The 14,250-nt window shown below is 60.2% G+C and carries 10 protein-coding genes and 2 pseudogenes; 9 read left to right on the forward strand and 3 right to left on the reverse strand.

Features of this window, described 5'->3' with window-relative positions:
- Positions 1 to 7 precede the first annotated feature (7 nt).
- From ACF0H7_RS16815 to ACF0H7_RS16825, 3 genes are all read left to right on the forward strand, one after another.
- Positions 8 to 3,187, forward strand: a complete 3,180-nt coding sequence (locus ACF0H7_RS16815; RefSeq protein ID WP_397448044.1) for an efflux RND transporter permease subunit — start codon at positions 8 to 10, stop codon at positions 3,185 to 3,187.
- Entirely contained in the window at positions 3,184 to 4,578 is a 1,395-nt protein-coding gene (locus ACF0H7_RS16820; protein WP_397448045.1) for an efflux transporter outer membrane subunit, read from the forward strand. The genes ACF0H7_RS16815 and ACF0H7_RS16820 overlap by 4 nt, the downstream gene beginning before the upstream one ends.
- Before the next feature lie 298 nt (positions 4,579 to 4,876).
- The gene (locus ACF0H7_RS16825) at positions 4,877 to 5,821 is read left to right on the forward strand and encodes an ABC transporter substrate-binding protein (RefSeq protein ID WP_397448046.1); all 945 of its coding nucleotides are present in this window, start codon (positions 4,877 to 4,879) and stop codon (positions 5,819 to 5,821) included.
- A 158-nt stretch (positions 5,822 to 5,979) separates the two neighbouring features.
- Here the strand turns inward: ACF0H7_RS16825 and ACF0H7_RS16830 are convergent.
- The 3 genes and pseudogenes from ACF0H7_RS16830 to ACF0H7_RS16840 all read right to left on the reverse strand — a co-directional run.
- A pseudogene (locus ACF0H7_RS16830) lies at positions 5,980 to 6,213 on the reverse strand (gamma-butyrobetaine hydroxylase-like domain-containing protein); the annotation flags it as partial.
- 31 nt (positions 6,214 to 6,244) lie between these two features.
- Complete coding sequence (locus ACF0H7_RS16835; RefSeq protein ID WP_397448047.1) at positions 6,245 to 6,928, reverse strand: histidine phosphatase family protein; 684 nt, start codon at positions 6,926 to 6,928, stop codon at positions 6,245 to 6,247.
- A 138-nt stretch (positions 6,929 to 7,066) separates the two neighbouring features.
- Positions 7,067 to 8,188, reverse strand: a complete 1,122-nt coding sequence (locus ACF0H7_RS16840; RefSeq protein WP_397448048.1) for an MFS transporter — start codon at positions 8,186 to 8,188, stop codon at positions 7,067 to 7,069.
- A gap of 338 nt (positions 8,189 to 8,526) precedes the next feature.
- On the opposite strand from ACF0H7_RS16840, the gene ACF0H7_RS16845 reads away from it, so the two are divergent.
- The 6 genes and pseudogenes from ACF0H7_RS16845 to ACF0H7_RS16870 all read left to right on the forward strand — a co-directional run bounded on the left by ACF0H7_RS16845 (position 8,527) and on the right by ACF0H7_RS16870 (position 14,040).
- Positions 8,527 to 9,513 carry an aliphatic sulfonate ABC transporter substrate-binding protein gene (locus tag ACF0H7_RS16845; protein ID WP_397448049.1) on the forward strand — a complete coding sequence of 329 codons (987 nt, stop codon included), beginning with the start codon at positions 8,527 to 8,529 and terminating at the stop codon, positions 9,511 to 9,513.
- Positions 9,510 to 10,280: an ABC transporter permease gene (locus ACF0H7_RS16850; RefSeq protein ID WP_397448050.1), complete on the forward strand. Its 771-nt coding sequence runs from the start codon at positions 9,510 to 9,512 to the stop codon at positions 10,278 to 10,280. The genes ACF0H7_RS16845 and ACF0H7_RS16850 overlap by 4 nt, the downstream gene beginning before the upstream one ends.
- A gap of 3 nt (positions 10,281 to 10,283) precedes the next feature.
- Positions 10,284 to 10,997 carry an ABC transporter ATP-binding protein gene (locus ACF0H7_RS16855; protein WP_397448051.1) on the forward strand — a complete coding sequence of 238 codons (714 nt, stop codon included), beginning with the start codon at positions 10,284 to 10,286 and terminating at the stop codon, positions 10,995 to 10,997.
- A gap of 232 nt (positions 10,998 to 11,229) precedes the next feature.
- A pseudogene (locus ACF0H7_RS16860) lies at positions 11,230 to 12,253 on the forward strand (LacI family DNA-binding transcriptional regulator).
- A gap of 82 nt (positions 12,254 to 12,335) precedes the next feature.
- A complete protein-coding gene (locus tag ACF0H7_RS16865; protein WP_397448052.1) occupies positions 12,336 to 13,118 on the forward strand; it encodes a sugar phosphate isomerase/epimerase family protein in 783 nt (260 codons plus the stop codon).
- Positions 13,111 to 14,040 (forward strand): sugar kinase, encoded by a 930-nt coding sequence (locus ACF0H7_RS16870; protein WP_397448053.1) that lies wholly within the window; start codon positions 13,111 to 13,113, stop codon positions 14,038 to 14,040. Before ACF0H7_RS16865 ends, ACF0H7_RS16870 begins: the two co-directional genes overlap by 8 nt.
- Positions 14,041 to 14,250 lie beyond the last annotated feature (210 nt).

Below are 14,250 nucleotides of genomic sequence, written 5' to 3' on the forward strand. Positions count from 1 at the left end.
ACTCCGAATGAATTTTTCTCAATTCTTTATTTCGCGGCCGATCTTCGCAGCGGTGCTATCGCTGATGATCCTGATCGCCGGCGCGATCTCACTGTTCCAGCTACCGATCAGTGAATACCCGGAAGTCGTGCCACCCACCGTGGTGGTGCGTGCCAACTTCCCGGGCGCCAACCCCAAAGTCATCGGTGAAACCGTCGCCGCGCCATTGGAACAAGCCATCACCGGTGTCGAGAACATGCTGTATATGTCCTCGCAATCTACCGCGGACGGCAAGCTGACACTGACCATCACCTTCGCGCTGGGCACTGACCTGGACAACGCCCAGGTGCAGGTGCAGAACCGCGTGACCCGGACCGAGCCGAAACTTCCAGAAGAAGTGACGCGCATCGGCATCACCGTGGACAAGGCCTCTCCGGACCTGACCATGGTGGTGCACTTGACCTCGCCGGACAAACGCTACGACATGCTCTACCTGTCGAACTACGCCATCCTCAACATCAAGGATGAGCTGGCTCGACTCGGTGGCGTGGGTGACGTGCAACTGTTCGGCATGGGTGACTACTCGCTGCGTGTGTGGCTCGATCCAAATAAAGTCGCAGAGCGCAACCTGACCGCCACTGACGTGGTCAACGCCATTCGCGAGCAAAACCGTCAAGTGGCCGCCGGCCAGTTGGGTTCACCGCCGGCACCCAATGCCACCAGTTTCCAGATGTCGATCAACACCCAAGGCCGTCTGGTCAGTGAGGAAGAGTTCGAAAACATCATCGTCCGCTCCGGCGCCAATGGTGAAATCACTCGCCTCAAAGACATCGCTCGGATTGAACTCGGCTCCAGTCAGTACGCTTTGCGCTCGTTGCTGAACAACCAACCTGCGGTGGCGATCCCGATCTTCCAGCGCCCTGGTTCCAACGCCATCGAAATTTCTAACGAAGTTCGCGCCAAAATGGCCGAGCTGAAGCAGAACTTCCCGCAAGGCATGGACTACTCGATCGTTTACGACCCGACCATTTTCGTGCGTGGTTCCATCGAAGCGGTGATCCATACGCTGTTCGAAGCACTGATTCTGGTGGTATTGGTAGTTATCCTGTTCCTGCAAACCTGGCGTGCCTCGATCATCCCGCTGGTCGCTGTACCGGTGTCGTTGATCGGTACCTTCGCCGTTATGCACCTGTTTGGCTTCTCGCTTAACGCCCTGTCGTTGTTCGGCCTGGTGTTGGCGATCGGTATCGTGGTGGACGACGCCATCGTGGTGGTGGAGAACGTCGAGCGGAACATCGAGCTTGGATTGACCCCGATCGAAGCCACCAAAAAGGCCATGAAAGAGGTGACCGGCCCGATTATCGCGACGGCGTTGGTGCTGTGTGCGGTGTTCGTACCGGCGGCCTTCATCTCCGGCCTGACGGGTCAGTTCTACAAACAGTTTGCCTTGACCATTGCGATCTCCACGGTGATCTCGGCGTTCAACTCGCTGACCTTGTCACCGGCCCTGTCGGCGGTACTGCTTAAAGGTCACGATGCCCCGAAAGACGGTTTCTCCAAGTTCCTCGACAAACTGTTGGGTGGCTGGCTGTTCCGTCCGTTCAACCGCTTCTTCGAAAAGGCCAGCCATGGCTATGTCGGAACGGTTGGCCGGGTGATTCGCAGCAGTGGTATAGCGCTGTTCCTATACGCCGGTTTGATCGTGTTGACCTGGATGGGCTTTACCACCACGCCGACCGGTTTCGTACCGACCCAGGACAAACAATACCTGGTGGCCTTCGCCCAATTGCCTGACGCGGCGAGCCTGGACCGTACCGAAGACGTGATCAAGCGCATGTCCGAGATCGCGCTGAAACAGCCCGGCGTGGAAAGCTCGGTGGCCTTCCCGGGTCTGTCGATCAACGGGTTCACCAACAGTCCTAACGCTGGCATTGTGTTCGTAACGCTGAAGCCTTTCGAAGAGCGCAAAGACCCAAGCGAGTCCGCCGGTGCGATTGCCGGTGCGTTGAACGGCAAGTTTGGTGCAATCCAGGAAGCCTACATGGCGATCTTCCCACCGCCGCCGGTACAGGGCCTGGGCACGATCGGTGGTTTCCGCCTGCAAATCGAAGACCGTGGCAACCTGGGCTACGACGCGCTGTATAAAGAAACCCAGAACATCATCACCAAGAGCCGTACCACCCCAGGTCTGGCCGGTTTGTTCACCAGCTACACCGTGAATGTGCCGCAGGTCGATGCCGCTATCGACCGGGAAAAAGCCAAGACTCACGGCGTGGCGATTTCGGACATTTTCGACACCCTGCAGATTTACCTGGGTTCGCTGTATGCCAACGATTTCAACCGCTTTGGCCGGACCTATCAGGTCAACGTGCAGGCTGAACAACAGTTCCGTCTGGAGTCCGAGCAGATCGGCCAGTTGAAAGTGCGCAATAACCTGGGCGAGATGATCCCGCTGGCGACCTTCATCAAGGTCAGCGACACCTCGGGGCCGGATCGCGTTTCGCACTACAACGGCTTCATCACTGCTGAAATCAACGGCGCAGCCGCTCCGGGCTACAGCTCGGGTCAAGCTCAGGTTGCCATTGAAAAACTGCTCAAAGATGAACTGCCAAACGGCATGACCTACGAGTGGACCGACCTGACGTATCAGCAAATCCTGTCCGGCAACACCGCCCTGTTGGTGTTCCCGCTCTGCGTACTGCTGGCATTCCTGGTACTGGCTGCCTTGTATGAAAGCTGGAGCCTGCCACTGGCAGTGATCCTGATCGTACCGATGACCCTGCTGTCGGCCATCGCCGGTGTGATCATTGCCCACAGTGACAACAACATCTTCACCCAGATCGGTTTGATCGTACTGGTGGGCCTGGCGTGTAAGAACGCGATCCTCATCGTCGAGTTCGCCAAAGACGAACAAGAGAAAGGCAAGACGCCGCTGGAAGCGGTTCTGGAAGCCTGCCGTCTGCGTCTGCGTCCGATTCTGATGACCTCGTTCGCCTTCATCATGGGTGTTGTTCCTCTGGTTCTGTCCAGCGGTGCCGGTGCTGAAATGCGTCACGCCATGGGTGTTGCCGTGTTCTCCGGGATGTTGGGTGTGACCTTCTTCGGTCTGTTGCTGACCCCCGTGTTCTATGTGCTGATCCGTAACTATGTGGGACGCAAGCAAGCTCGCAAAGCCGACAAAGCCCTGAAGCTGGAGACGCAACAATGAGTGTGAAATTTTTCCTGCCGAGCCTGTTGGTCATCGCGCTGGCGGCTTGCACCGTCGGCCCTGACTACAAGAAGCCGGTGCAGGCTCCGGCCAAGGTCCAGTCGTCGGTTCAAGGCAACTATGACCGCAGCCACGTTGAAACCGTCTGGTGGGGGCAGTTCGACGACCCGATCCTTAATCAACTGGTGACCAAGGCTTTGCAGGACAACCGCGATTTGCGCGTGTCCTTCGCCCGTCTGAAAGCCGCCCGTGCCGTGCGTGATGAAGTGTCCATCGCACAGATGCCGGTTATCACCAGCAGCGCCACGGCCGATCTGGGCAAGGGTCAAATCCCTGGCCAGACCACCAAGCGCGTCAACACCGAGCGCTACGATGTGGGCCTGGACATGGCCTGGGAAGTCGACCTGTTTGGTCGCATCCAGCGCCAAGTGGAAGCCAGCACCGCCGATCAGGACGTTGCCGAAGCCAACCTGTTCCAGCTCCAGGTCACCATGACCGCCGAGCTGGTGGATGCTTACGGTCAACTGCGCGGCGCGCAACTGCGTGAAGGCATTGCTCGGGACAACCTGAAAAACCAGCAGGACTCGCGGACCGTCACCGTCAACCTGCGTGAAGCCGGTGTCGGTAACGAACTGGACGTGGTGCGTGCCGATGCCCGTTTGGCAGCCGTCGAGGCCACCGTGCCTCAACTGCAAGCCGAGCAAGTGCGTCAGCGCAACCGCATTGCGACCTTGCTGGGTGAGCGTCCGGAAAACCTGAGCGTGGACTTGAGTCCGGCGAAGCTGCCGGCGATCGCCAAGGCCTTGCCAATCGGTGATCCGACCGAGCTGCTGGAACACCGTCCCGATGTACGCGCTGCCGAACGCCAACTGGCCTCGGCCACCGCCGACATCGGCGTAGAAACCGCCGACCTGTTCCCACGGGTCAGCCTCAGCGGCTTCCTGGGTTTCACCGCGGGTCGTGGTTCGCAGATCGGTTCGCAAGCGGCAAAAGCCTGGTCCCTGGGCCCAAGCATTACTTGGGCCGCCTTTGACCTGGCCAGCGTAAGAGCGCGGATTCGTGGCGCCAACGCCGACGCAGAAGGCGCACTCGCCAACTACGAACAGCACGTGTTGCTGGCGCTGGAAGAGTCGGAAAACGCTTTCAGTGACTACAGCAAGCGTCAGGAACGCCTGGTCTCGCTGATTCGTCAAAGTGAAGCGAGCCGCAAGGCCGCCGACCTGGCCTCGATCCAGTACCGCGAAGGCACCGTCGACTTCCTGGTGTTGCTTGATGCCGAACGTGAGCGTCTGGCGGCAGAGGACTCCCAGGCCCAGGCCGAGATCGACATGTACCGCGGGATCGTGGCGATCTACAAAGCCTTGGGTGGTGGCTGGCAGCCACAGGCCTGAGTCGCTAAGCGTTGACTGAGCCCCGCCACCTTATATAGAGGTGGCGGGGCTTTTTTGTTTCAACTGGATATGGCCCGTAACAGTCCGGCTTGCCGGCATCGGCCTACCCAAAATCGCCGTCGCCGGCAAGCCGGGCTGCTACGGATATGTGTTGACTGAGCAACACTGCCTGAACACTTTGCCCGACAGGCCACACCAACCAGCACAAAAACCCGCGAGAAGTAGCAGCATTGGGTTAATTTCCAGTTGGCATGCGCCGTGCAATTTCGCTTCTCGAACCTCCTTTCGAGAAACCGCAATGACCCTCTCCCGCTTCATTCGCAACAGCCTTGCCACCCTGGTACTGGCGACACCGCTGACCCAGGCCGCCGAGCCACTGACCCTGGTGGTCGGCGATCAGAATTACTACAACGTGCAGGCCTCGGTCGAAGCTTCTGGCGTGTTGCAAGGCGCGCCGTACACCGTCGACTGGAAGCACTTCCAGTCTGCGGCGCCGGTGGCAGAAGGTCTGGAAGCCGGGGCACTGGACCTGGGCTTTCTTGGCGATTCCGGGTTTATCTTTCTCGCCGCAAAAGGCGCGTCAGTGAAGTTGATTGGTGTCTCGCGGCAGAACCCCGACACCATCGCATTGCTGGTGCCGAAAGACTCGCCCGCCAAAACTATCCAGGATCTTAAAGGCAAAAAGGTCGCCTACTGGCCGGGCGCCTGGAGCCAGCAATTGACCTTGCGTGCGCTGGAGAAAGCCGGCCTGCCGAAAGATTACGTCGAGTTCGTCAAACTGATGCCGCTTGATGCTGCGGCCGCCCTGCCCCAAGGCAGCATCGACGCCTTTCCGGTGTGGGAACCCTACATCTCGCAGCAGGAAGTGTTTTCCGGCGCCCGTGCGATCCTGACTGCCCGCGATTTGATGCCCGGCCTGTCGAGCATCGCCGCCAATGCCAACGCCATCGAACCCAAACGCGCCGCTATCGCCGACTTCCTCGGCCGCCTGCAAAAAGCCCGGGCCTGGGTGCAAGCGAACAAGGATGCCTACGCCGATATCTGGGCCAAGAAATCCGGCCTCGATCAAACCGTGTCGCGTCACTGGATTGGCCAGGCTGACATGACCGTTGGCCCTGTGGACACGGGTGCGGCGAAGGATTACCAGGGCACCGCAGACTTCCTGGTGCAGACCGGGGCGTTGCCGAAGGCGTTTGATACCAGCACCGTGATCGATACATCGTTCGACAAAGCTTTCAAGTAAACCCGCTCGCGTGATCTCCTGAAACACCGCGTCAAGCCATTCGCCAACTAGTTGGCTCCTACAGGGATTTGTGGCCGGATACAAACTTGAGGTTGGTCTCAATCTGTAGGAGCTGCCGAAGGCTGCGATAAGGTCGGAACGACCTTCGCGATGTCAATTTATCGCAGCCTTCGGCAGCTCCTACAGTCGACACTGATCCCCGCCAAATACGTCCGCGGGTAAATCCCTCGCTCATGGCCGTCGCTGAGCATCAGTTGCAGGCCATATCCCTGCGGATTGATCTCCAGCAACCGAATGGTCGGCGACACCACCGGGTTCAAGCTTTGCAGTCGAAACGCCTGGCATTGCGAGCACGGGCAGTGGCGTCGTAGCTGTGCGTGGTCGATCAGTTGCACATGATCCGCGTACCGCTTGGGAATACGCTTAGAGCGGTGTCGGCATCATGCCTGGGCACACCAGCGAACCACCGTTCAACTGCTGCGGGACCACTTTGTGGGTGACCGTGGCCTTGCCGTCGTGCCAGACCAGGGACACCACCACCAGCGAGTCGAAGTCATCCGAGGCCCAGTCATCGACGATTTTGTGCTTCTTCCCCGTCGCATCGCTGACCACTTCGTTGATCAACTTCGGTAGGTAGCCGTTGGACCAGGCGGTATAGACGATGGCGCTGTGGTATTTGTCGCGCAACAGCTCACTGGCCAGGTCACTGACGTCGTTGGCTGAGAAATCGATGTTGACCGGCAGCCCGAGCTTGATCGCGCTGGGAGAAATGGTCAGCAACGGCCGCAGATAGGCGAACGAAGCGTCGTTGGGCCCCTCCTCGACATGGCGTGTCGGATTGGCGGCGAAGATGTAGTTGGCGTCGCCAAACAGCTTGGGGAGCAAGCCAGACAAGGCAATGGATCGATTAAGGCCCTGACAATTGAGCTGCCCCAGACCGTCCTCGGGTTTTTCCGCGTGACGCATGAACACCAGGGTTTGCGTTCCGTCTGCCGTTTCAGCCTGCGTGCTCAGGGAAAACCCCAGCACCACGGCGCTGACCACTAGCGCGGACAGCAGCAACGGGCGAAAACGCTTCAAGCCGGCATAACGAATAAATGTATTCATGTGTCTCTTGGCGTTTAACACGCGTTGGGGAGCCTTCTGGCTCAAACGACTGCGAAAGGTTGCGCAGGGTGCAGAATCACCGTTGAACTTTCGACCGCTTGTTTGTAAGAAAACTTGTCAGCTAGCTGTCTGTTACGATTATTTTTTCCAGGCACAGCCGACAGCGCTGAGGACGATGGCCAACCCGGCCAACGAATACACCCAGGGCGCCGACGCCACCGGCAACAACACCCCGGCCAGCAACGGACCGACACCGGCACCGATGTCACGCCACACAGCGTTGGCGGCGATGGCCTGGACCCGGCCTTCATTGGGGTTGCGTTGCGCAATAATGGTGACCACCAAGGGTAGCTGCAGCGCACGCAAGATCAACACGGCAGCAGCGCCGGCGATCAGCCAGTGGCTGCCAAATGCACTGAGCGCCAGGGCGCTCAGGGTCGAGAACACCACCAACATGCGCAACGCGCCGAAGTTGGCTGCAGCCCGACCACCCAGCGGCGCCAGCAGCATTTCCGAGACGTAACGCAGCGCCAGCAACACCCCGGCAATGATCACCGCATTACCGCCGAGCATGGCCTGGGCCTGCAACGACAGGCCAAAAATGAACAAGCCATCCAGGGCAACGCCCTCGACGAATGACCAGATCGCGACGCCGTCCGGCAATTTGAAACGCCGACCGGTCGGTGCCGACAACGCATGCGCGGCGCTCGGCAGACCGCGAGCGACCCACAGCCCGACCAGTGCGCTGACGACGGTCAGCAGGAAGATCAGCCGTGGTCCGAAATACAGGCTTGCCAAGGCGCCCAGTGGCAGCGCGATCATCGGCCCGGCGGCAATATAAGCGCGCGAGCGCCCGGCTCGATGTGCAGCACCGCCAGCTTCCGAGGTGGCCAGCACTTGCGTCGACAGGTTCATCGCGCCGTAACACAGGCCCCAGCCGAAGCGCAGAATCAGCAGCCACCAAAACCCGGACACCAGCGCGTTGCCCACGCCACACACCGCCGCCGTGCCAGCCGCCAGCATCAGCGTTGGCCGGTCACCGTGGCGCGCGTAGAAGCGCATCACGTAGCTATAGCCGAAGATTCGCACGATTCGGTTGGCGGCCAGCAGGATGCCGGCCTGGGCCAGGGTGACACCGAACGCCTGTGCCTGCATGGGCAGCAACAAATACAACAGCGCGTCGCAAGGCAAACACAGCGCCAACACAATCGCGGCGCGGCGGGAGGATACATCGGCAGTGCGTGACGCGTCGGCAGACATGACTGGCAAAATCCCAATACATAAAAAGGCGGTGCAGCATGCAGGGCAGACACATCTGCTGACAACTTTTTCCCGAAAAATCATTGTGGCGGCTGTTGGTGGCGCAACAGTGAATCAGCAATGTGTGGGCTGCCACACAATTCTCGTAGGCGCTGCCGCAGGCTGCGATAAGGCCGGTACGGCCTTCATGAATGTTGAATTTCCACCATTTACCAGCGCTGCGCACTGGATCGTCCGAGTGCAGCCCAAACCTTCGGCAGCTCCTACAGGGACCGCGTCAAGCCGCTGGCACAAAGCCTGCAATCCTGCCTTTCCAAATCCCTCTTGGAAAGCTGCCGATGAAAACCTCACTGCACCGCGCCTTCACGCTGTTTGCCAGCGCCTGCGCCCTCGCCTTCAGCGTGCAACCCTCGGCTCAGGCCGCTGAAACCCCGCCGACCGAGCTGCATCTGGACTACGCCTACTACTCACCGACCAGCCTGGTGCTGCGCCACTTCGGCTGGCTGGAAAAAGCCTTGCCGCAGACCAAAGTCACCTGGGTGCAAAGCCAAGGCAGCAACCGTTCGCTGGAATACCTCAACGCCGGCAGTATTGATTTCGCCTCCACCGCCGGTTTGGCGGCGGTGTTAAGTCGGGCCAATGGCAGTCCGATCAAGACCGTGTACATCGCCAGCCGCCCGGAATGGACCGCACTGGCGGTGCGCAAGGATTCACCGATCAAGACCGTGGCCGACCTCAAGGGCAAGAAAATCGCCGCCACCAAAGGCACCGACCCGTACCTGTTTACCCTGCGCAGCCTGCAACAGGCCGGCTTGACCAAGGACGATGTGGAGTTGGTGCATTTGCAGCACGCGGATGGTCGCATCGCCCTGGAAAAAGGTGATGTCGACGCCTGGGCCGGGCTTGATCCGCATCTCGCGGCCAGTCAGATCCAGGCCGGTTCGCGCCTGCTCTACCGCAATGTCGAGTTCAACAGTTACGGGGTGATCAACGTTACCGAGCAGTACGCCAAACAGCACCCGCAGGCGATCGAGACGGTACTCGGCGCCTATGAAAAAGCCCGCGACTGGGCCCGCCATAACCCCGAGGAACTGGCACAACTGCTGTCCACCGAATCCGGCCTGCCGCTGGAAGTCGCCAAGCTGCAACTGTCCCGCACCGACTTCAGCAACTCACAGCCGGGCGCTGAACACATCGCAGCGTTGAAAGCCGCCGCGCCGATCCTGGTCTCCGAAGACCTGGTGCGTAAGGGCGTGGACGTGAATGCGGTGGTAGATCAACTGATCGACCCGAGCTTCAGTCACGTCGTGATCGCCAAGCAGTGAGCCGTCAGTCGCTCAAGGGTTTCGCCTTACCGCTACTGATCATCGCTGTACTGGAGATCGTGGTGCGTCTGGGATGGGTGCCGGCCTATCAAATGCCGGCACCGAGCGAGATTGTCCTGACCCTGCGGGATCTGGCCGAGGGCGCGTTGTGGAAACACATCAGCGCCAGCCTGCTGCGGGTGCTGCTGGGCTTTGCTATCGGCAGCAGTCTGGCGTTGCTGTTTGCTGCCTGGGTCGGGCTGAGCCGTGAAGCCGAGGCCTATCTGGAACCGACCTTCGCCGCCTTGCGCTCGATTCCTAGCCTGGCCTGGGTGCCGCTGTTGCTGCTGTGGCTGGGCATCGACGAAACCTCGAAAATCGTCCTGATCGCGATTGGCGCGTTCTTTCCGGTGTACCTCAACGGCGTCGCGGCGATCCGTGATATCGACCGCAAGCTGGTGGAAGTCGGACAGATGTACGGCTTTAGCCGGCGGCGTCTGGTGCTGCGCATTTTGTTGCCCGCGGCCCTGCCGGGGTTGTTCACCGGCTTGCGCAGCGGCATGAGCCTGGCCTGGATGTTTTTGGTGGCCGCCGAGTTGATCGCCGCCACCAAAGGCCTCGGGTATCTGCTCAGCGACGGCCGGGAAACCTCGCGCCCGGACATTGTGTTCGCCGCGATTATCGTGCTGGCCACCTTGGGCAAACTCAGCGACGGCGTGCTGGCGGCGCTGGAGAAACGCTTCCTCGCCTGGCGCGACACCTTCAACGGCCAAGGCCGGGAGCAATGACACATGGCTGAACCGCTGCTGGAGATTCACCTCGAGCGCAAAACCTTCGGCGACACCACGGTGCTGCAAAACGTCCATTTGCAGTTGCACCCACGCGAAGTGGTCAGCCTGCTCGGCCCCAGCGGCTGCGGTAAAAGCACGCTGTTGCGCATCGTCGCTGGTCTTGAAAAAGATTTCGAAGGCACCCTGCACCGAGCGGCCGGGGATGTCGCCTTCGTGTTTCAGGAGCCGCGCTTGATGCCGTGGCTGACGGTCGAACAAAACATCGGCTTCAGCGATGACCGCCATTACGACAAAGCCTGGGTGGCGCAGTTGATCGACGAAGTCGGCCTCAGCGGTTTTGCCCAGGCCTTGCCTAAAGCCCTGTCCGGTGGCATGGCGCAACGGGTGGCCATCGCCCGGGGACTGTATTCGCGGCCACAAACCCTGCTGCTGGACGAACCCTTCAGTGCCGTCGATGCGTTCACCCGTATGAAGCTGCAGGACTTACTGCTGCAACTGGCCGAGCATCACGCGATTGCACTGTTGTTGGTGACCCACGACGTGGACGAAGCGCTGTACCTCAGTGATCGGGTGCTGGTGATGGACAACCGCCCGAGCAGCATTCGCCAGACCTTGCAGGTTGAACTCGACCACCCACGAGACCGGCGTGATCCGCAGTTGGCACGCTTGAAGATCGAGGCGCTGACCGAGTTGCATCAGGCGCATATCATCTAGCACCGACAAAATCAGGTTTATGCATTTCGGCAGCCCCCATCAGGTTAATAACCCATTAAAAATAACGATCTCAGGCCGTACTGGCCTTATCGCAGCCTTCGGCAGCGCCTACAAGTCCGTTACAGCAGTAAAAATATGTACCACTCACACCAAAGGGAGTTGACGCCCTTCTCACTTTGGTGTTTCCTGAAACCGTTTTCAGAGCCCAATAAATACAATCAGGGTCCGATGTGTGAATAGTCTCTCTGCTCCCGGCCGTCCGCGCGTGACGATGAATGACGTCGCCGAACTGGCTGGCGTGTCCAAAGCCAGCGTCTCGCGCTTTATCGGCGAAGACCGGCAATTGCTCTCTGACGCCATCGCGTTGCGCATCGAACAGGCCATCGACACCCTCGGTTATCGCCCCAACCAAATGGCCCGTGGCCTCAAACGCGGCCGTACCCGCCTGATCGGCATGCTGGTCGCCGATATTCGCAATCCCTATTCCGTAGCCGTGATGCACGGTGTTGAAACCGCGTGCCGGCGGCATGGCTACAGCTTGGTGGTGTGTAACACCGCTCGCGATGATGAGCAGGAACGCCTGCATCTGGCGGCGCTGGCGCTCCTACAACGTCGAGGGCCTGATCGTGAACACCCTCGGGCATCACGTCGATGAGCTGCGCCAGGTGCACGAAGAACTGCCCATGGTGCTGATCGATCGCAAGGTCGAGCAATTGCCCAGCGATCTGGTCGGCTTGAATAACGCCGACGCCGTGCGCCAGGCCATCGACCACCTGGAACAACAAGGCTATCGCGACATCCTGCTGGTCAGCGAGCAGCAGGACGGCACCAGCTCCCGATTGGAGCGCGTCGCGGCGTTCAACCAACTGATCGCCGAGCGCGGCAACCTGCGCGGGCAAGTACTGGAAACCAGCGATCAGTTGGCCGCGCAGCTGCAAGCCTTCCTCAATGCCCCCGGCCCGGGTCCGAAAGCCCTGTTCACTGGCAACGGCGTCGCCACCCTGACCTGCACTCGGCTGTTGCGCGAATTGGGTTGCCCGTTGTTCGACGACCTCGGCCTGATCGCCCTCGACGAGCTGGATTGGTATCCACTGGTCGGCACCGGCATCACCTCTCTGGCCCAGCCCACTGAACAGATCGGCGTGACCGCCTTCGAGTGCCTGCTCGATCGCCTGCGTGGCGAACAACAACCACCTCGGCTGTACGATTTCCCGGCACAGTTGATCGTGCGCGGCTCCACCCGAAAGCGACCCTGACCCGCTGCCCCTCGGCTTTACCACGGCCTTCACGGCCGTTATTTTTGCTCCGAATTGAAACCGGTTTCAAAGGACCACAACAATGAGCCTGCACCCCGTCTCCATCAGTCTTTCCAGCTACGGCGCCGATTGCGTCCGTGAGCTTGGCCAGGCCAGTTTTATTTCGCTGTTGGCCGAGGCCGACGCCACGCGTATCGAATTGCGCGAAGAACTGTTCACCGAAGCCAACCACGCCGCATTGGCACCGGCGATTGCCGCGCACCGTCTGGAGTGCCTGTACTCGTCGCCACTGGAGCTATGGCTAACAGGCCACAACCTGCCAAACCCGGAACTGGATGCCACCTTGCTGCGCGCCAAAGCCTGTGGCGCACGCTGGCTGAAAGTATCCCTCGGCCATTTCAGCGACAGCAGCGATCTCACCGCGCTGGCCGACTGCCTCGCGCGCCACACCATACGGCTGCTGGTGGAGAACGATCAAACGGTCCAGGGCGGGCGCATCGAACCCTTTTGCCGTTTCATGACCGCCGTCGAAGAATTGAACCTGCCGCTGGGCCTGACGTTCGATATCGGTAACTGGCAATGGCAGGAGCAGTCGGCGACCAGCGCCGCCAAGCAATTGGGGCGTTATGTCGAGTACGTGCACTGCAAGGCGGTGACCCGCAATGCCCAGGGCAAATTGATTGCGATCCCGCCCCAGGCCAGCGATCTGCAGGTTTGGGAGCAACTGTTGCAGCAGTTTACCTACGGTGTGCCGCGCGCCATTGAGTACCCGTTGCAAGGCGATGATCTGCTGGAGCTCAGCCGCCAGCACATCAACACCCTCGCCCACCTCGGACTGGAACAGGAGTGTGCGCGTCATGCCTGAGATCGATATCCTTTCGTTTGGCGAAACCATGGCCATGTTCGTCGCCGAACAACCGGGCGATCTGGCCCGGGTCGAGCATTTCGAAAAACGTATTGCCGGGGCTGACAGCAATGTCGCCATCGGTTTGTCGCGCCTGGGTTTCAAGGTGTCCTGGCTGAGCCGGGTCGGCGCTGATTCGCTGGGGCGTTTCGTGGTCGACAGCTTGCAACGCGAAGGCGTCGATTGCCGCCATGTCAGCGTCGATGCCGAGCACCCGACCGGATTTCAGCTCAAGTCCCGCGAGCTGACTGGCAATGATCCCAAGGTCGAATATTTCCGCCGCGGTTCGGCGGCCAGTCGCCTGTCGGTGGCAGACGTCAGCGCCGACCTGCTGAATGCCCGTCACCTGCACGCCACCGGGATTCCCGCCGCGCTGTCGGCCAGTGCCCGCGAGTTGTCCGGATACCTGATGAGCACCATGCATGACGCCGGTCGCAGTGTGTCGTTCGACCCGAATTTGCGCCCGGCGCTGTGGTCCAGCCAAGCGCAGATGATCACCGAGGTCAATCGCCTGGCGGTGCTTGCCCACTGGGTGATGCCAGGGCTGGCAGAAGGTGCCTTGCTCACCGGCCATGAAGACCCGGATGACATTGCCGGGTTCTATCTGGATCGAGGCGTCGAAGCCGTGGTGATCAAGCTGGGGGCCAAGGGCGCGTATTTCCGCACCCATCAAGACCAAGGCTTTATCGCCGGCGTGCCGGTGGCCAAGGTCATCGACACCGTGGGTGCCGGCGATGGCTTTGCCGTCGGGGTGATCAGCGCCTTGCTGGAGAATCAGGGTTTTCCTGCCGCTGTCGCGCGGGGCAACTGGATCGGCAGCCGCGCGGTACAAAGTCGCGGCGACATGGAGGGCTTGCCGTTGCGCACAGAATTACAGGTTTGACCTAATACCTGTAGGAGTGAGCTTGCTCGCGATCTGCCGCAAAGCGGCAGTAGAACCAGTCAATGTGGAGTGTCAGGCACAACTGACAAGCCGAATTTACGACTGCTGCGCAGCCGATCGCGAGCAAGCTTGCTCCTACACAGACCGCGTTTTTACTTCAATGACCTGCTGCAACAAAAACAACAAGCTCAGGAGCCTCGACATGCAACA

It is taken from the genome of Pseudomonas sp. NA-150, assembly GCF_044336365.1.
Classification (GTDB): Bacteria; Pseudomonadota; Gammaproteobacteria; order Pseudomonadales; family Pseudomonadaceae; genus Aquipseudomonas.